We start from the raw sequence: 17,311 nt of genomic DNA, 5'->3' as shown, positions 1-17,311 counted from the left end.
GTCCAGCACGCGCCGGGGCCCACCCGGGCCAGCGGAAGAAGTAGGTTCGTCCCATGCACCTCACCGGATCCGCCCGCCGCCGCCCGACCGTCCGCACCGCCCTGGGGGTGCTCGCCCTCGCCACGCCCCTCGCGCTCGCCGGGTGTGGCTCCGATGACGCCCCGTCCGACGACGCGGCGACCACTGGGGCGACCGCGGCGTCGCAGTCCGAGGGCCGCGAGTCCGGCGGGTCCGGGGGCGCGGCCGAGTGTCCGCCCGCCGAGGGCGCAGCGGAGCGCACCACCTCGTTCGACTCGGCCCCGCCGATGTGTCTGACCGACGGCGTCGATTACTCCGCCGTCATCAGCACCGACGCCGGCCCCGTCACCGTGGACCTGCTCGAGGAGAAGGCCCCGGAGACGGTGAACAACTTCGTGTTCCTGGCCCGCAACAAGTACTACGAGGGCATCACCTTCCACCGTGTCATCCCCGGCTTCATGATCCAGGGCGGCGACCCGCAGGGCACCGGCAGCGGCGGCCCGGGATACGAGTTCGCCGACGAGCTGCCCGAGTCCGGCGAGTACGAGATCGGGTCGATGGCCATGGCCAACGCCGGACCGGACACCAACGGCTCCCAGTTCTTCATCGTCACCGGCGATTCCGGCGTCTCGCTGCCGCCGGACTACAGCCTCTTCGGCACCGTCACCGACGGGATGGACGCCGTCACCGCGATAGAGGACGACGGCAGCCCGCAGGGCCGCCCGCAGACGCTGCACACGATCGAGTCCGTGGAGATCGTCGAGGGCTGAGCCCGCCCGGGCCGGGCGGCTCTAGTACCCGCTGGAGCCGCCGCCGCCCGAGAACGACGCGTTGGAGTAGCCCGTGTTGGTCGAACTCGCGGATTGCGCCGCCTGCACGTCGTGCGCGTGCCAGCTGGAGACCACGTAGTACGGGACGAAGCCGTTGTAGCCGTAGCCGGCCCGCCAGTCGCGGTCGTACAGCCGGGGCGCGTGGCGGTCGCCCGCGTCATCCGCCGCCTCGACATCCGCCATCTCGCGGGCCCGGATCGCCTCCACGACGAGCCGGTAGTCCACGACGAGCCGGGCGTAGCGGCCCATGAAGTCGGGGGCCTGCGTATCCCGGGCCAGCTCGTCGGCGCGGGCGTCCAGGGCCCGGGCCTCGGCGGCCAGCCGCTCGTCCTTCGTCCCCAGAGCGGCGGCGAGCATGTCCTCGTGCAGCTCGCCGAGCTGGCGGCGGCGCACGTCGGCGTCCCCCTGCTCCATGCGGAAGAGCTGGTCGATGTTCTGTTCCGCCGTGATCATCTGGTCGACAGTGGTGTGGGCGGTGTCGATGTCACCGGCCTTGGCCCGGAACTCGGCGTCTGTCGAGTCGGGCCGCAGGTCACCGATCCGGCCCATGACCTCGTCCAGCGCGAGGAACCGGCCGCGCACGTCCTCCCACTGGGAGCGCAGCTCGTCATCGGCCAACGGCGAGGTGAGCGAGTTGGCGCGGATGTCCAGCCCGTTGAGCTCCCCCGCGACCCGTCCGTATTCGCGGGAGACCCGGTCGTAGCGCTCTCTCGCCGTCGTCGCCTTCTTCTTGCGGCTCGCCGCGACCCCGGCGCCGACCGCGCCCGCGACGACCACCCCCGCCCCGGCGAACGCCCACGGCAGCCACGCCGGCGCGGGCTCCGGCTCCGGCGCCTGCACCGTGGGATCGGCCGCCGCCTGCGCACCCGCCAGCAGCCCGACCGCGTGGTTCTCACGCCGCATCGGGTCCTTCATCGCCTCGAGTGACCCGTCGAGGTGACCGCCCTCGAAGAGGTCGAGCGCGGCGCACACGTCGTCACCGCAGTAGATGCCGACGTCACGCGCCTCCGTGTCGTTGGCCACGATCAGGGTCCCCGGCGCCCACTTCTCCCTGTCCTCCGCCACCAGGTCCGGTCGCTCGGCCTGGGCGAAGCGCTCGGTGGTGTCGTTGAGGTTGTCGCCGTCGTCGTCGAAGACCAGGTATTCGACGTGCGCCACCTGCGGCGGGAACGCGATGCGCCCGGTTTCGGTGCGGAGCAGATCCTGGTCCCCGGGTGAGAGCACCCCGGCCCGGTCGGTGATGCCGACCTCGACCGCCTGCGCCGGGGCCTGCGCGGGGGCCGGCGCGGGGGCGGGAGCCGGCGCCTGCGCGCGGACCGGCGTGAGCGGGAACAGGAGGAGCGCCAGTGCCGCGGCGCCGGCGAGCACCACGAGCAGGCGCAGGGCCGGGGCGATCGTCGTCCGTGTCATGCCCCGAGCCTAGTGCCGCAGGTGGTCGGTGGCGGCGACACCGGTCGGCGATAGTCTCGACCGGGTGTTCATCCTGGAAACGCTCATCGCCCTCACCGTCGCCCTGACGACCGCGTTCGGCGGCCTCGTCGCGGAGGACCTCATCACCCGAGACGCCTCGTGCACGATCTCCTCCGTGCCGGACCTGTGGTCCGAAGCCTGCACGTCCCCGTCCCGGCTGGGCTGGTTCATCGGCACCCTCGTCGTGCTCGTCGTGGCGATGGCCCTGCGGGCATGGCTGCTCGCCCACAACGGCACCCTGTACTACCTGCGCCTGCTGCCGGCCGAGAGCGCGGACCGGATGCGCGCCGCGGTGGACGTGGCCAATGCCCGCAGCCTCGGCTTCCGCTCGGCCACCGGCTGGTTCGGCACCGCGAACGAGGTGGTGGACCTGCGCCGCGAGGTCGACCACGTCTCCGACGAGCTCGAGCGGGCGATGAACGACGACGACGACGCGACCGGTTTCGTCCTGGCCCCCAACCTCGCGTTCCCGGCGGCACTGGCGGTCGGATACGACGTCCTCCTGCGCGAGCGCACCCACCTCGCCGAACTGCCGGTCGAGGCCCGCAGGCGTCGCCTGCCCGGCGGCGACACGGGCGTGCGGACGGTGTACTTCGACGACGGCGACGACATGTGGGCCGAGCGCCGGTGGCGGTCCCGCCGCAGCCAACCCGGAGCCGAACTGTCGATGGTCACCCTTCCCGCCGGGTCGGCGACCGCGGCGCGGGCCGACCGGACCTCCGTGCAGAGGGTCTGGCTCTCACTCCAGCTGGACGGGGGCGGTCCGGTGCCCGAGGTGGACGCGGGCCATCCACTGCGGGAGGCGGCGGACCTCGTCGTCGTCGTCGGCCCCACCGACGGCGGACCCGCCACCGGCACGAACGGTGACCGCACGGGCGACACCGGCCCGGGAGCAGCCCAGACCCTGGTCCCATGGACGCTCCCCGCCGGACGGTGGTACCCGGGCGCGAGCGGGCGACAGATCGACCGCCGGGCCTTCGCGCGGCTCGTCGAGGAGTTGTCCGGCGCGGTCGAGCAGGTCCTCGACGACTACCCGGAGGCGCAGGTCCTGCTGTCCGGTCGGATGCCACGGAGTGTGGCGTTCGCGCTGGGCTACGTGATCTCCCAGCGCAAGGACGACCGGATCGAGGGCAAGCGCGCGGCCCTCCACCCGACCCGGGCCGACGACACCCGCGCCGAGCGCGCCCAGGCCCTGGCCGAGAACGAGGGGCTGAGCTCGCTGAGCCGCTTCTGGACCTCGGTCACCCCGGTGCTCGAGCACCTCGGCGAGGCCAAGCCCACGCTGGTGCACATCGCCCAGCGCGACGCGGTCGTGCGCGGGCTCGTCGCCCCGGCCGGCCGCACCACCGCCGAATCCGCTACCCCGACTGGGGATCCGCTATCCCGATAGGAGTAGCGGATCCCGATTCCGAGTAGCGGATTCTGGGGGTCAGGCACGCGGTGCGGGCCCAGCGCCGCGGCGAGCAGGCTCAGCCTTCGGCCAGCGCGGCGCCGTCGCGCAGGTGCGGCGCCAGGGTGTTGTCGAACATCGTCAGCGCCGACGCGATCGCCATGTGCATATCGAGGTACTGATAGGTGCCCAGGCGTCCGCCGAACAGCACCTTGTTGGCGGCGGTCTCGGCCTTGGCCCGCTCGCGGTAGGCGGCCAGCCGCTCACGGTCAGTGGACTCGTTGATCGGGTAGTACGGCTCGTCGTCGCGCTCGGCGAAGCGGCTGTACTCGCGCATGATCACCGTCTTGTCGGTGGGGTAGTTCTTGCGCTCCGGGTGGAAGTGGCGGAACTCGTGGATGCGGGTGTAGTCGTATTCCGCGTCGTTGTAGTTCATCACCGGGGTGCCCTGGAAATCGCCGGTGGGCAGCACCTCGGTCTCGAAGTCCAGGGTGCGCCAGCCCAGCTCGCCGTCGGCGTAGTCGAAGTACCGGTCCAGCGGGCCGGTGTAGACCACCGGCGCGTCGGGGCTCGCGGCGCGCACGGCCTCGCGGACGTCGAACCAGTCGGTGTCGAGCACCACGTCGATCCGCTCGTCGGCCGCCATGTTCTCCAGCCACGCGGTGTAACCGTCGACGGGCAGGCCCTCGTGGGTGTCGTTGAAGTAGCGGTTGTCGAACGTGTACCGGACGGGCAGGCGGGTGATGTTGCCAGCCGGCAGGTTCTTGGGGTCGGTCTGCCACTGCTTGGCCGTGTAGTCCTTGATGAACGCCTCGTACAGCGGGCGGCCGATCAGGGAGATGGCCTTCTCCTCGAAGTTGGCCGCGTCCTCGGCGGAGAACTCGGCGGCCTGCTCGGCGATGAGCGCGCGGGCCTCGTCGGGCGAGTAGTAGCGGCCGAAGAACTGGTTGATGAGACCCAGCCCCATGGGGAACTGGTAGGCCGTGCCCTTGTGCATGGCGAACACGCGGTGCTGGTAGCCGGTGAAGTCGGTGAAGCGGTTGACGTACTCCCACACCCGCTCGTTGGAGGTGTGGAACAAGTGCGCGCCGTACTTGTGGATCTCGATGCCGGTCTCCGGCTCGGCCTCGGAGTAGGCGTTGCCGCCGATGTGGTGGCGCCGATCGAGCACCAGGACGCGCTTGCCGAGCTCCGTCGCCGCCCGCTCGGCGACGGTCAGGCCGTAGAAGCCCGACCCCACCACGATGAGGTCGTAGGTGTCCCACTGCCGTTCGCCTGCCATAACCGTCGGGCCTTTCCGTCGTCCGTCGCGGCGGGCCGTCCGGGAGTAGTGCGCCCGGGGCCGCTCGCCTGACCGCGCGCCGGTCGGCGCGGGTGCGGGTCCCAGGGTATCCGGCGGGTCGGGGGTGGGTTCAGGGCACGCCGACGACGACGAGGTGGGCGAGTTCTCGAGCCGACCGCGGTGGCCCACGGTGCAGGTGGGGCGTCGGCGCCGTCGTACGCCGGTTCGAAACTACATCCCTGTAGTCTCAATATTCACGTCTTTATCACTTGGTTTCACGAGTTTCTTGGATAACATTGACCCCGTTCGTCACATTCGTCCCAGTGGTCGCGCTCCGGTGCGGCCTCCGGGCAGTTGTGCCCCGCAGGTGAGCAGCTTCGGGACACAGACATCTGATCTGGAGAAGCCCTTGAGAACACGACGCCGCCCCCTGTACATCAGTGGTCGACGCCGGACCCTCGCCCTGGCGGTGGCGGTCGCGGCGTCCGTCGTCACGCCCCTCGCCGTGTACGGGGCGGACCAGGTCGTCCAGTCCGGCGACGACATCGCCACCACCGCGGGCAGCGCCCTGCCCACCGCCGAGACCGAGGTCCCGCTGGCCGAGGCGCCCCCCGCCGTCGGCGTGGAGACCGACATCGCCTCCGGCGGCACCACGGTCCGCCAGGTCACCTCGGACACACCGTTCTCGATGGCCGGCGTCACGTGGAAGGGGCGCAACCCGGCCGCCGTCGCCACCCTGCGCGCCCAGAACCCCGACGGCTCGTGGGGCCCCTGGTACGAGGCCGAGTCCACCGACGGCAAGGGCGAGAGCGTCACCGGCACCGGCGGCACCGAGCCCGTCTACCTGGGTACCGACACCACCGCCGTCCAGATCACGCTCTCCGGGATCGACCTCGCCGACACCTCGCTGGCCGACGCGCCCGAGGTCACCGTCCCCGACGACGAGGCCGCCCCGGCCCCCGCGAAGCCCACCGAAGACGCCGCTCCCGCCGCCGCTGATACCGGCGCCGCTGATTCCGCCCCCGCTGACGCGGACGTCGCAGCCACCCGCGCGGCCGAACCCGCCGCTCCCCGGACTTCTGCTCCCGCCGGCCCGACGTCCGAGCCGGCCCGGCCAGCCGCCGCCGGCACCCCGCCGGTGCCGACCCGCTACGCGGACATCAAGCCCGTGGCCGAGACCTCGGGCCTCGACGCCGGCTCGGGCAGCGCCGATTCGATCGAACCCGCCTCGGTCAAGGCCGTCCTGCTCTCCCCCGACGACACCCCGACGCCCGATCCCGAGGCGTTCGCCGACATCACCGCCTCCGGCGGCAGCGGCGCGCACGGGGACATCGCGGCCAGGCAGCCGTCGATCATCTCCCGCTCCGGCTGGGGCGCCGACGAGTCGATCCGCTGCCGCAGCGCGAGCTACGACCCCACCCTCGCCGCGGCGGTCGTGCACCACACGGCGGGCAGCAACAACTACTCCCGCGAGGGGTCGGCCAGCGTCATGCGCGGCATCTACACGTACCACGCACGCACGCTCGGCTGGTGCGACGTCGGATACAACGTGCTGGTCGACAAGTACGGCCAGGCCTTCGAGGGCCGCCACGGAGGACTCAGCCGCAACGTCCAGGGCGCCCACGCCGGCGGCTTCAACGGCAACACCTGGGGCATCTCGATGATGGGCGACTACTCGACCGTCTCCCCGTCGGACGCCACCGTCCGCAAGGTCGGCGAGATCATCGGCTGGCGCCTCTCCGTCGCCGGCGTCGACCCCAAGGGCACCGACACCCACTACTCCGAGGGCACCTCGTACACCAAGTACTCGTACGGGACCGCCGTCCGGCTGCCCAACATCTTCGCCCACCGCGACGTCGGCCTCACGTCCTGCCCGGGCAACTCCGGGTACGCCAAGATGGGCCAGATCCGCGACATCGCGGCCTCCTACGCCAAGAGCGGCGGGGGCGGCGCCCCGGCCCCGACCCAGCCGAGCCCCAGCCCGGGCACGGGCGGTGGCACCGGTGGCGGCGGTGGCACGGGTGGTGACGGCGGTGGCACGGGTGGTGGCACCGGTAGCGCGGATCTCCCGTCGGTCATCACCCAGGGAAGCGTCCAGGAGGCCGTGACCTCCGCACTGCGGACCGTCCTCACCGGCGGCAAGCTCGATCCCGCGACCCTGACCCGGATCCTCACCGGCGGCAAGTCGCTGTCGGACATCCCGCTCGACGCGGGGTCGGTGCAGGACGCCATCGGCCTCGACGCGGGCTCGGCGCAGAACGTACTCAGCCGCGACTTCTCCGGCCTCGCCCAGAAGCTGTCCGGCCCGCTCGGCAAGGCACTGTCCGGAGTCCAGCGCTTCGGCGACGTCTCCCTGGTCAAGCACGAGAACGGCGCGCTGTACTCCTCCCCCGAGACGGGCACGCACCCCGTGTGGGGCGTGATCGGTGACGCGTGGGCCGCCCAGGGCTTCGAGCACGGTCCGCTCGGACTGCCGGTCTCCGCGGAGGCCGAGCGCGCCGACGGAACGGTCGCCCAGCGCTTCGTCGGCGGCACGCTGGTCTACGACCCGGCGACGCGGGAGCTCACGGTCGAACCGAACCCCTGATCCTCGGCCGGCGCCGCGCGATCACCGGGCGCGCGCCGGCCGACCACATCGTGCGGACCGGGTCCCACCAGGTGTGCACCCCTCCCCCACCCGGGGCGGCGTGCACACCGGGGAAGTGGTGGGGACCGGTCCGCATCCCATTTCGACCCATTTCGACAGGGCCCCGGTCGGGTCAGGCGCTCAGCCCCACCAACGCCGTAGGACGTGCGCGATCCCGGCTTCGTCGTTGGTGAGCGTGACCTCGTCGGCGGCCGCGTGCACGGAGGGGATCGCGTTGCCCATCGCGACCCCGTGATCCGCCCAGCGCAGCATCTCCAGATCGTTGGGCATGTCGCCGAACGCGACGGTGACCGGAACCGCCGCGGACGGGACGGCCGCGCCCGCCGCCGTCCCCGCCGCGATCCGGGACAGCCCGCTCGCCTTGGTCACCCCGCGGGCCGCGAACTCGATCAGCCCGTCGGTGGTCGAGTAGGTGAGATCCGCCAGGTGGTCCACCTCCCCGCGCAGTGCCGCCACCATGTCGGCGCTCGGCATACCGGGGACCCGCGCGAGCAGTTTGAGCACCGGCTCGGAGAGGACCTCGTCGTGACCCACCTCGAGGTGCGCGGGATGGATCCAGGCGTGTTCGTAGTCCGGGCTGGCCACGAAGTCGGCATCCGCGGCGTCGGCACCCAGGCGCTCGGCCGCGATCCCGCTGCCGGGCAGCAGCCTGCGCAGCACCTCGTCGATCGCGGCGAGCGTCCCGGGATAGAGGAGACTCGTGGCCAGGAACTCGCCGCTGTCGGTGTCCATGATGACGGCTCCGTTGGCGCAGACCGCCAGGGGCGCCACGGGCAACTGGTCGACCACCTGGGGCAGCCAGCGCGGCGGGCGTCCGGTGGCCAGGACGAACGTGGCCCCGTCCGAGACGAGGTCCGCCACGACGGCCCGGTTCGCGGCCGGGACGAGGTGATCGTTGTCGATCAGGGTCCCGTCGACGTCGGAGGCGACGAGCAGCGGTCGGGAACGGGTCACGGAGCGTCCGGGCCCGCCGGTCCCTCCGGCTCGTCACCGGCATCGGCATCCGGGTCGACTGCCTTCTGGGCACGGCGTCGCATGCGCTCGGCGTGCTCGGCCTCGTCCAGGGCGGTGGCCTCCTCCAACGTGGGGGCGGAACCGCCGAGGCGGGCGGGCACCCAGTTGGCGCCGGCCGGGTAGGCGCCGTAGCGCTCCGCGTACTCCTGTTGGAGACGCTCGAGGGTGGCCTGCATGCGCGAGCGCAGTTCCTCGGTGCACTCCTCGATCGGCTCGTAGGCCGCCATCGGTTCGCCGACCTCCATCATGATCGGCACCTTGGGGCGCAGCAGCTTCTTGGGCAAGCCCTTGGTCCATACCCGCTGCGATCCCCACAGGGTCACGGTGATGATGGGGACGTCGGCCGCCAGTGCCATCCGCACCGCACCCGACTTGAAGCCCTTGACCTCGAAGCTGCGGCTGATGGTGGCCTCGGGGAACACGCCGACCAGCTCGCCGGCCCGGAGACGGGCGACGGCCTCGTCGAAGGACGCCTTGCCCGCCGTCCGGTCGACGGGGATGTGCTTGAGCTCGCGCATGATCGGCCCGGACACCTTGTGGTCGAACACCTCGACCTTGGCCATGTAGCGGATGAACCGCTTGTGCACGCGCGCCGGGATGCCGCCGTAGACGAAGTCGAGGTACCCGGTGTGGTTCATCACCACCACCGCCCCACCGACCTCGGGGAAGTTGCGCTCCCCGCGAATCGTGAGGTCCAGGCCCTGGACCTTGAACATTGTGCGGGCGAACCCGATGATCCCCGTATAGAGCAGCTCCACGGCCACCAGCGTAGCCGCCCGCACCGACACTGGTGCCCGCCCCTGCCGGTAGGTTCGGCGGGGTGGATGACGCCCCCTTCGATTCGGTCGACCCGGTGGCACGCGGCCGCCACTACTCCTGGCCTGCCCTGCCGGATGCGGCCGAGCGCAGCGTGCACGCGGGTCTGGAAGCGCTGCGCCTCATCATCGACGGCGAGCGACACCTCTCCCCCGGCGCGCACACGCTCGGCGTCCGCTTGTCCGCGGCCGAGGTGGGCACGGTGACCATGACGGCCGAGCCCGCGGAGTGGGCGCTGAACAACGGCGGGACGGTCCACGGCGGGATCGTCTCCGGGTGGGTGGACACGGCGCTCGGCTACGCGACGGCGACGGTCGTGGAGGAGGGCGTCGGCTACAGCACCCTCGACCTCACCGTGCGGTACATCCGGGCGCTCCGGTTGGAGCGCACGCCCGCCACGATCCGCGCGGAGGTCGAGCACGCGGGCCGGTCGACGTGCGTGGTGCAGGTCCGGGTCACCGACACCGACGGCCGGACGTGCGCCAGCGCGAGCGGCGTGATGATGCTGTTCCGCCCGTGACCCGGGCGGCGGCCCGCGAGGCGTCCGACGACCTCGTCGTCGTCCCCGGACACCCCGGCGACCACCCGCGGTTCGTGGTCAGCGGATCGGCTCGAGCACGTCCTTGCCGACGAACGGCCGCAGCGCCTCCGGCACCACGACGGAGCCGTCGGCCTGCTGGTGGTTCTCGAGGATCGCCACCAGCCACCGCGTCGTGGCGAGGGTGCCGTTGAGGGTGGCGGCGGTCTGCGTCCGACCCTCGTCATCGCGGTACCGTACACCCAGGCGGCGGGCCTGGAACGTCGTGCAGTTGGAGGTCGAGGTGAGCTCGCGGTAGGTGCCCTGGGTGGGGACCCACGCCTCGCAGTCGTACTTCCGGGCCGCCGAGGAGCCGAGGTCGCCACCCGCGATGTCGATGACGCGGTACGGCAGGCCCATCGCCTCGAGCATCTCCTTCTCGAAGCCGAGCAGTCGCTCGTGCTCGGCGTGCGCCTCCTCGGGCTTGCACCACGAGAACATCTCCACCTTGTCGAACTGGTGGACGCGGATGATGCCGCGGGTGTCCTTGCCGTGGCTCCCGGCCTCGCGGCGGAAGCAGGAGGACCAACCGCAGTACCGCTTCGACCCGTCCGACAGGTCGAGGATCTCGCCCTGGTGGTACCCCGCGAGCGCGACCTCGGACGTGCCGACCAGGTAGAGGTCGTCGGCGTCGAGCTTGTAGACCTCGTCGGCGTGCGCGCCGAGGAACCCGGTGCCCTGCATGATCTCCGGTCGCACCAGAACGGGCGGGATCATCATCGTGAAGCCGTTGGCGGTCGCCTTCTGCGCCGCCAGCTGCAGCATGCCCAGCTGCAGCAGGGCGCCGTAGCCGGTGAGGAAGTAGAAACGCGCGCCGGAGACCTTCGCTCCGCGCTCCATGTCGAGCAGCCCCAGGCTCTCGCCGAGCTCGAGGTGGTCCTTCGGCTCGAAGTCGAAGGTCGGGATCTCGCCGACACGCTCGATCTCCACGAAGTCGTCCTCGCCGCCGGCGGGCGTGCCCTCCTCGACGACGTTGGACAGCAGCCGCTGGAGTCGCTCGACTTCCGCCGCGGCGGTCTTCTCGGCCTCCTCGGCGTCCTTGACCGCCTGCTTCAACGCACCCGCGGCCTCGAGCAGCGCGGGACGCTCGTCGGGCGAGGCCTGTCCGACCTTCTTGCCGTGGGCCTTCTGTTCGGCGCGGGCCCCGTCCGCGGCCGCGATCGAGGACCTGCGGGCCTCGTCGGCGGTGAGCAGCTGGTCGACCAGCGACGGGTCCTCACCACGGGTGCGCTGGGAGTCGCGGACGACGTCGGGGTTCTCGCGGAGCAGCTTGAGATCGATCACGCACCTCAGCCTAGCGGCCCCACCCGGCCGGCCCGAGCCGCGACCGTGGCCGCGGGTGGATCAGACGCCGAACAGCTCGAGGAAGGCGTCCTTCTCGAACATGCGCGCGGTGTCGACCGCGGTGGGTGTCCCGCCGTAGGGGTCCGCACCGGCCTCGAAGAGCGCGCGGACGACCTCGCCGTACCCCTTGAACACCGCTCCCGCCAGCGGCGTCTGGCCCCGGTCGTTGGCGCGGTCCACCTCGGCGCCGCGTTGGAGCAGGGCGCGGACGGTGTCCGGGTGCCCGTTGTAGGCGGCGAGCATCAGCAGGGCGTCGCCCCGCTCGTTGGTGAGGTCCGGGCTCACCCCGGCGTCGACATACGCCGCGAGCCGCTCGGTCTCGCCGTCGCGGGCCAGCTGGAACAGCATCTGTGCGAACTCGAGGACCTCCGGGTCCACCCCGTCCCGCGGCGAACGCACGTCGCCGTCCGCACCGGCCGGCTCGTCGTGGTTCTGTCCGCTCATGCAGTGGATCCTATCGGGACCGCGCGATTGCGGCATCATGGAAGGCGATGACCACTTCCACCCGATCGTCGCGCCGTGGTCGATCGCTGCTCCGCACACGGGGCGCGGTCATGGCCTCCCTCCTCGCCATCCTGTCCGGCGGGGCGGTCACCGGTGCGCTCATGGCGTCGGCGATCAACGATCCCAATTCCTCCCGCGCCGAGCGCATCGCGGCGGTCGTCCCGCAGGTCGACCCGCGCACCCTGTCGGGGCCCGCGTACGCCGAGGCCGCGCCGGGTACCTGCCTGACCTGGTCGCTCGACGCCGCGGACCGCGTCACCTCGTTCGACACGGTGGACTGCGCCGAGCCGCACCGGTTCGAGGTGGCGGCCCGGATCGACCTGTCGCAGGTGCCTGGCTTCGGGGAGGGCGCGCCGCTGCCGGTCAGCGCCGAGCTGGCGCCGGTGGGGACCGAGCGCTGCCTCCCGCTGATCTCCAGGTACGCCGACGGGCGCGAGGTCGACCCCGACGGCCGCTTCACCGGGCTCGTCGTGCCGCCGTCCGAGGAGGGCTGGGACAAGGGCGACCGCAGCGTGCTGTGCGGTGTCGCCGCCGCCGAACTCGACGGGCGCTCCGCCCTGTCGACGGGCACGTTCGCCGAGGCCGACCAGCACCGTCGGTGGGACCCGGGTACCTGTCTGGGCTTCACCGACGAGGGCCTTCCCGGCGCGACCACGCCCTGTTCGGAGGACCACTCGATCGAGATCGTCGCCGACGTGGACGTCTCCGGTGTGTTCCCGGAGGGGCCGGTCCCGCCGGACCCCCGCCAGCAGTCCGAGCTCACGGCCGACGCCTGCCGGGAGGCCGGTGTCGCCTACCTCGGTGACGCCGAGGCGCTGCGGCGGACGACCCTCATCTCGACGCTGGTCAACCCGATCTCGGAGGTCTCGTGGCAGACGGGTAGCCGGACCGTCAACTGCGGGTTGATGAAGGCCGCGGAACCCGGCCCGTTCGCGGTACTGCGGGGGTCGGCGCGCCAGGGCGTGCTGGTCGACGGAGCCACCCCGGTCGCTCCCACCACCACGCAGATCCCGCCGCCGGGTCAGCCGCCGGGAGGCGTCCCCGGAGCGCCGACCGACACGGGCCAGGGCACGGTGTCGGTACCGGTGCCCGGCGGGACGCCGTGAGCCTCCGCGTCACCGAGACGCGATTCGAGGAACTGGTGGACGACGCGTTGGACTCGGTGCCCGACGCGCTGTTCGAGGCGATGGACAACGTCGTCGTGCTCATCGCCGACCGCCACCCGGACGAGCCCGACCTGCTGGGCCTGTACGAGGGGGTGGCGCTGACCGAGCGCGACACCACCTACTCGGGGTTCCTCCCGGACACCATCACGATCTACCGGGGCGCACTGTGCGCGTTCTGCTCCACCGAGGAGGAGCTGGTCCACGAGGTGGCGGTGACGGTGATCCACGAGATCGCGCACCACTTCGGGATCGACGAGGAGACGCTCCACGCGCTCGGCTGGGGCTGAGCCCGATCGGGGCTGAGCCCGCCGCCGTCAGTACCCCGGTCGCCCCAGGTGGTCGCCCCACCGCTCGCACGCCCAGCCGCCGCCGTCCGGCGCGAGCTCGATGACCCCGCAGTTGGGGATCCGGTTGTCCAGCGCCCACTGCGAGGGGACGGCGCCGGCGAACACGGCGAGCATCCGCATGAGCGTGCCGTGCACCACCAACACCACGTCCACGGCGTTGTCGAGATAGGACTCGCGCAGCTCGGTGATCAGCGGCATCGCCCGGTCCTGCACGTCCAGGGCACTCTCACCGTCGGGGAGCCGGGAGTCGAGATCGCCGAGCTCCAACCAGTCACGCACCACCCGGTTGTAGGCCAGGAGCGCCTCGGCACCGGTCCGCATCTCGTAGCGGCCGGCCTGCACCTCGTGGACGCCGGGCACGGCCTGGGTGGGCAGGCCCATCTCCCCGGCGATGAGCCCGGCGGTCTCGCGGGCGCGGGCGGCCTCGGAGCTGAGAACGACGGACGGCCTGATTCCCGAGCCGGCCAGCTCCCCGCCCACCAGCCGTGCCTGATCGCGCCCGAGGTCGGTGAGCGGCGCGCCGGGCAGGGCGGTGTCGAGGGCGCCGGCGACGTTGGACGGGGTCTGCCCGTGGCGGACCAGGTGGAGGCGGGCGCTCACCCCGCGTCCTCCCCGCGTCGCAGGCGCGCGAGCCAGTCGATCTCCTCGGCGCGGTCCGGCGGGGGCGAACCCGCGTCGCCCCCGCCGGCGACGGGCCACGACCCGAGGTAGCGCAGGTCGGCGGTCCGGTGGCGCAGTGCGACGAGCGCCTCCGCCACCGCGGGGTCGTCGATGTGCCCGACGAGGTCCACGTGGAACAGGTAGGTGAACCGCTCGACGCGGGTGGGCCGGGAACCGATGCGGGTGAGATCGATGTCGCGGATCGACAGCTCGGTGAGCGCCTGGACCAGCGAGTTGGGCTCGTGGGGCAGCCCGAAGATCACGCAGGTGCGGTCGCTGCCGGTGCGCGGCGGCGGCGCGGCGGGCCGTCCGACCAGCACGAACCGGGTGCGCGCCCCGCCGATGTCGGCGACGTTCTCGGCGAGCGGGACCAGTCCGTTGATCTCGCCGGCCCGGCCGGGCGCGGCGGTGGCGTCGGCGGTGCCGGCGGCGACCTCCTCGGCGCCGGCCGCGGTGGAGGAGGTGGTCTCAATGTGGGCCCGGGGCAGGTTCGTCCCCACCCAGCGGCGGACCTGCGCGGCGGCGACGGGGTGGGTCCGCAGGACGCGGACGTCGTCGGCGGCGGTACCGGGCCGCACGAGGATGGAGAACACCACGTCGAGTTCGGTCTCGGCGAAGATCTGTAGCCGGTCCCCCACCGCGAGCGCGTCGCTGGTGGGGTTGACGGTCCCGTCGACGGAGTTCTCGAACGGGACGCACGCGTAGTCGGCGGTGCCGACGCGGACCATGGCCAACGCCTCGTCGGGGGTGCCGGCGGGGACCGCCTCGGCATCGGCGAGCAGCGCCGAGGTGCGCGCGTCTGCGCGCAGTCGGTGCAGGGCGGCATCGGTGAAGGTGCCGGGCGGGCCCAGGTAGGCGACGGTGACCACGACGACAAGACTAGCCAGCGTCAGGGACCGTCCGCCGACGCGAGGTCCTCCGAGACGGCATCGACCCGCCCGTCGGGCACGAGGGCGCACGTGACCACGTCGCGGATCGCCTCCCGGGCCGACCTCGACAGGCCCAGGATCCGGGCCGGGTCCGGTCCGGCGAGCGCCGCGCGGACGTCCGCCCCGGTCATGGCGGCCACGGCGCCGGCCAGGATCGCCCACACCTGATCGGCGTCGGCGCAGCGGGGCACCAGCCCGGAACCGAACCCGACCCCGGAGTGCGCGGCCACGGCCAGCAGGTCCGCGAGGTGGTCGGCGGCGGGCCCGGGGCCGGCCAGCCCGGGGGCCACGTCGACGACCGCGGGGGTTCCCGCGGCGAGCACCCCGGCCACCGCGTCGAGCGCGGGCAGGCCGGTGGCGGCCGAGGGTTCCACCTCGACCGGGGCGGGCGCCGACCAGCGCGCCAGGGCCGACACCATCGACGCCTCGTCCACCACGAGGTCGTCCAGCAGATCCGGCCGGGAGGGCCCGCGACCGAGCAGTTCGAGCGACACCGTCATGGCCTCAGGTCTACACCCCGCGCGATGACCTCAGGACCACCCCCCGCACGTTGCTACGCTCTCCCCGATGGGTACCGACGACTCCCCCGTGCCCGAGTACGCGGCCGACTACACCCCCGCGCCGGACGACGCCCCGGACGCCTCCCACCTCACGCCCGAGGAGAAGCGCGGGCCGCGCACCGTCCACGTGGCACTGGGGTTGCTGGCCGCGTTGCTCGTCGCCGCCGTGGCCACGAACCCCGCGTCGGTGCTGCCCCGGGACTCGACCCTGGCCGGCACCTACTACGTCGACGAGGGCTCCGGGCTCGAGCTGCAGGTGCCGGTCGGCTGGCGTGTGATCGACGACCCGGAGTTCGGCAGTGTGCAGCTGAGGCCGGTCGGCACCGGCCGGGCCCTGGACACCCGCATCCTCGCCGGTCCGCTGGACGCCGGGATCGCCGCCGCCGCGATCACCGATGACCAGGGGGCCGCGACCGCGCTCGCGGAGACCATCCAGTTGTACGTCCTGGGCGTGTCCGGGACCCGTGACGAACAACGGGTGGTCCCCGTGGACAACGAGGCGGGCACGGGCGCCGCGATCTCCTACGTGGTGGTCCCGGACGGCATCCCCGACCAGGACTCCGGCGGGTTGGTGTACACCGCCGTATTCGGTTCCGAGGACAGCCGGTGGTGGGTGGCGTACGTGACCACCGCGCAGCAGTCCGCTCCCGGCGTCCGGTGGATGGACCGGGTCGTCGACCACGTCCGGCTCCCCGAGTGACCCCGTGGAGGTGAGCGGGTCGATGCCACCGGCCTCCGGCGCGGGACGGGTCCGCGCAGCCCTCTCGCCCCGCGAGGCGTTCGCCCGGTATGCGGCCCGGTTCGACCCGGTCACAGACCCCCGTGTCCGCCGGCTACTGGTGGCCGAGCTCGTCGTCGTCCTGGCCGTCACCTTCGGCCTGTCCGGCGCCTACGCCGTCCTCGACCTGGTCTCCGCGCTTCTCGCACCCGCGGACCTCGGGGAGCAGACCGCCGCCCTCAACGTCTCACGCTCGGAGCACTCGTGGCTCGACCTGGCCTACCAGGCGCTCGGGGTCCTGCGACTGCTGGCGTGGGCGCTGCTGCCGCTGGTGTTGCTCGCCCATTCCGGGCTCGGCGCGCGGGCCGTCGGGCTCGTGCGCGACCGTCCGGGCCGTCAGATCGCGTGGGGGCTCGCGCTGACCGCTGTCATCGGCGTCCCCGGGCTGGCGTTGTACCTCGGCGCGGTCGCCGCGGGCGTCAATCTGCAGGTGTCGGCATCGGGTCTGGGCGAGACGTGGTGGCGGCCCGTCGTGCTGGTGCTGTCCGCTGCCGGCAACGGCGCCGCCGAGGAGATCCTCGTGGTGGGGTACCTGCTCATCCGGCTGCGCCAGCTGGGGGTGCCGCCCGCACTGGCCCTGGCGGCCAGCGCCCTGCTGCGCGGGTCGTACCACCTCTACCAGGGGTTCGGCGGCGGGCTCGGGAACCTGGCGATGGGTGTGGTGTTCGCGTTGTGGTGGATGCGGACCCGCCGGTTGTGGCCGCTCGTGCTGGCGCACACGCTGCTCGACGTGGTCGCGTTCCTCGGCTACGCGCTGCTCGCCCCGCACCTGTCGTGGCTGTGACCGCCCGGCCGCCGCTCCGCGCCCCGTACCGCTTAAGGTTGCGCGTCCCGATTGGTCCATTCGGGCAGCGCACCTGGCCGAATCGCGTACATAGGGGCAGCGCACCCCGGCGCAGAGGGGCGGCCCCCGCGGTTGTGACGCGTGTCCCGCCGGGGCCGTGGGACCCGCCGACCGCGGCACCGGCCAAGTAGAGTC

Annotated in this window: 17 protein-coding genes; 8 read left to right on the top strand and 9 right to left on the bottom strand. The window is 72.6% G+C overall.

All coding sequences use genetic code 11. From position 1 onward, the window contains the following. Positions 1-53 precede the first annotated feature (53 nt). A complete protein-coding gene (locus AB5G72_RS01510; protein ID WP_154829398.1) occupies positions 54-788 on the top strand; it encodes a peptidylprolyl isomerase in 735 nt (244 codons plus the stop codon). A 21-nt stretch (positions 789-809) separates the two neighbouring features. Here AB5G72_RS01510 and AB5G72_RS01505 read toward each other — a convergent pair whose 3' ends face one another. Continuing rightward, a complete protein-coding gene (locus tag AB5G72_RS01505) occupies positions 810-2,258 on the bottom strand; it encodes a DUF5129 domain-containing protein (RefSeq protein ID WP_440220778.1) in 1,449 nt (482 codons plus the stop codon). A gap of 64 nt (positions 2,259-2,322) precedes the next feature. On the opposite strand from AB5G72_RS01505, the gene AB5G72_RS01500 reads away from it, so the two are divergent. Further along, a complete protein-coding gene (locus AB5G72_RS01500) occupies positions 2,323-3,708 on the top strand; it encodes a hypothetical protein (RefSeq protein WP_440220777.1) in 1,386 nt (461 codons plus the stop codon). A gap of 79 nt (positions 3,709-3,787) precedes the next feature. On the opposite strand, the gene glf is transcribed toward AB5G72_RS01500, so the two are convergent. Then, positions 3,788-4,990, bottom strand: coding sequence for a UDP-galactopyranose mutase (gene glf, locus AB5G72_RS01495; protein ID WP_253003005.1), 1,203 nt, complete (start codon positions 4,988-4,990; stop codon positions 3,788-3,790). A 409-nt stretch (positions 4,991-5,399) separates the two neighbouring features. Between glf and AB5G72_RS01490 the strand changes: the two genes are divergently transcribed. After that, on the top strand, positions 5,400-7,577 hold the full coding sequence (locus AB5G72_RS01490) for an N-acetylmuramoyl-L-alanine amidase (RefSeq protein WP_440220776.1): 2,178 nt from the start codon (positions 5,400-5,402) through the stop codon (positions 7,575-7,577). 180 nt (positions 7,578-7,757) lie between these two features. Here AB5G72_RS01490 and AB5G72_RS01485 read toward each other — a convergent pair whose 3' ends face one another. Further along, positions 7,758-8,591, bottom strand: a complete 834-nt coding sequence (locus tag AB5G72_RS01485; RefSeq protein ID WP_440220775.1) for an HAD family hydrolase — start codon at positions 8,589-8,591, stop codon at positions 7,758-7,760. Then, positions 8,588-9,409 (bottom strand): lysophospholipid acyltransferase family protein, encoded by an 822-nt coding sequence (locus AB5G72_RS01480; protein ID WP_440220774.1) that lies wholly within the window; start codon positions 9,407-9,409, stop codon positions 8,588-8,590. The genes AB5G72_RS01485 and AB5G72_RS01480 overlap by 4 nt, the downstream gene beginning before the upstream one ends. Before the next feature lie 62 nt (positions 9,410-9,471). Between AB5G72_RS01480 and AB5G72_RS01475 the strand changes: the two genes are divergently transcribed. Then, positions 9,472-9,987 (top strand): PaaI family thioesterase, encoded by a 516-nt coding sequence (locus AB5G72_RS01475; RefSeq protein WP_407335476.1) that lies wholly within the window; start codon positions 9,472-9,474, stop codon positions 9,985-9,987. A gap of 78 nt (positions 9,988-10,065) precedes the next feature. On the opposite strand, the gene serS is transcribed toward AB5G72_RS01475, so the two are convergent. Both serS and AB5G72_RS01465 read right to left on the bottom strand, forming a co-directional pair. After that, positions 10,066-11,328: a serine--tRNA ligase gene (gene serS, locus AB5G72_RS01470; protein WP_440220773.1), complete on the bottom strand. Its 1,263-nt coding sequence runs from the start codon at positions 11,326-11,328 to the stop codon at positions 10,066-10,068. 60 nt (positions 11,329-11,388) lie between these two features. Further along, a complete protein-coding gene (locus tag AB5G72_RS01465) occupies positions 11,389-11,832 on the bottom strand; it encodes an ankyrin repeat domain-containing protein (RefSeq protein WP_067714851.1) in 444 nt (147 codons plus the stop codon). Positions 11,833-11,879: 47 nt separating this feature from the next. On the opposite strand from AB5G72_RS01465, the gene AB5G72_RS01460 reads away from it, so the two are divergent. Continuing rightward, a complete protein-coding gene (locus AB5G72_RS01460; protein WP_440220772.1) occupies positions 11,880-12,998 on the top strand; it encodes a septum formation family protein in 1,119 nt (372 codons plus the stop codon). Further along, positions 12,995-13,345, top strand: coding sequence for a metallopeptidase family protein (locus AB5G72_RS01455; RefSeq protein ID WP_067714854.1), 351 nt, complete (start codon positions 12,995-12,997; stop codon positions 13,343-13,345). The genes AB5G72_RS01460 and AB5G72_RS01455 overlap by 4 nt, the downstream gene beginning before the upstream one ends. A 27-nt stretch (positions 13,346-13,372) precedes the next feature. Here the strand turns inward: AB5G72_RS01455 and AB5G72_RS01450 are convergent, their stop codons facing one another. From AB5G72_RS01450 to AB5G72_RS01440, 3 genes are read right to left on the bottom strand one after another with little or no spacing between them, the layout of a single operon-like run. Then, the gene (locus AB5G72_RS01450; RefSeq protein ID WP_206474415.1) at positions 13,373-14,005 is read right to left on the bottom strand and encodes a histidine phosphatase family protein; all 633 of its coding nucleotides are present in this window, start codon (positions 14,003-14,005) and stop codon (positions 13,373-13,375) included. Then, positions 14,002-14,934 carry a prephenate dehydratase gene (pheA, locus tag AB5G72_RS01445; protein WP_440220771.1) on the bottom strand — a complete coding sequence of 311 codons (933 nt, stop codon included), beginning with the start codon at positions 14,932-14,934 and terminating at the stop codon, positions 14,002-14,004. Before pheA ends, AB5G72_RS01450 begins: the two co-directional genes overlap by 4 nt. Positions 14,935-14,954: 20 nt before the next feature. Beyond that, positions 14,955-15,494: a hypothetical protein gene (locus tag AB5G72_RS01440; RefSeq protein ID WP_440220770.1), complete on the bottom strand. Its 540-nt coding sequence runs from the start codon at positions 15,492-15,494 to the stop codon at positions 14,955-14,957. Positions 15,495-15,561: 67 nt separating this feature from the next. On the opposite strand from AB5G72_RS01440, the gene AB5G72_RS01435 reads away from it, so the two are divergent. Further along, entirely contained in the window at positions 15,562-16,254 is a 693-nt protein-coding gene (locus tag AB5G72_RS01435; RefSeq protein ID WP_440220769.1) for an APA family fibronectin-binding glycoprotein, read from the top strand. 22 nt (positions 16,255-16,276) lie between these two features. Then, positions 16,277-17,116, top strand: coding sequence for a CPBP family intramembrane glutamic endopeptidase (locus AB5G72_RS01430; RefSeq protein ID WP_069389643.1), 840 nt, complete (start codon positions 16,277-16,279; stop codon positions 17,114-17,116). The last annotated feature ends 195 nt before the right edge of the window (positions 17,117-17,311 follow it).

The sequence above is a fragment of the Dietzia sp. MNB45 genome (genome assembly GCF_051994785.1).
GTDB classification, from domain to species: domain Bacteria; phylum Actinomycetota; class Actinomycetes; order Mycobacteriales; family Mycobacteriaceae; genus Dietzia; species Dietzia kunjamensis.
The sequence above is the reverse complement of the archived record's forward strand: the minus strand, read 5'-3'. Positions and strand labels throughout refer to the sequence as shown.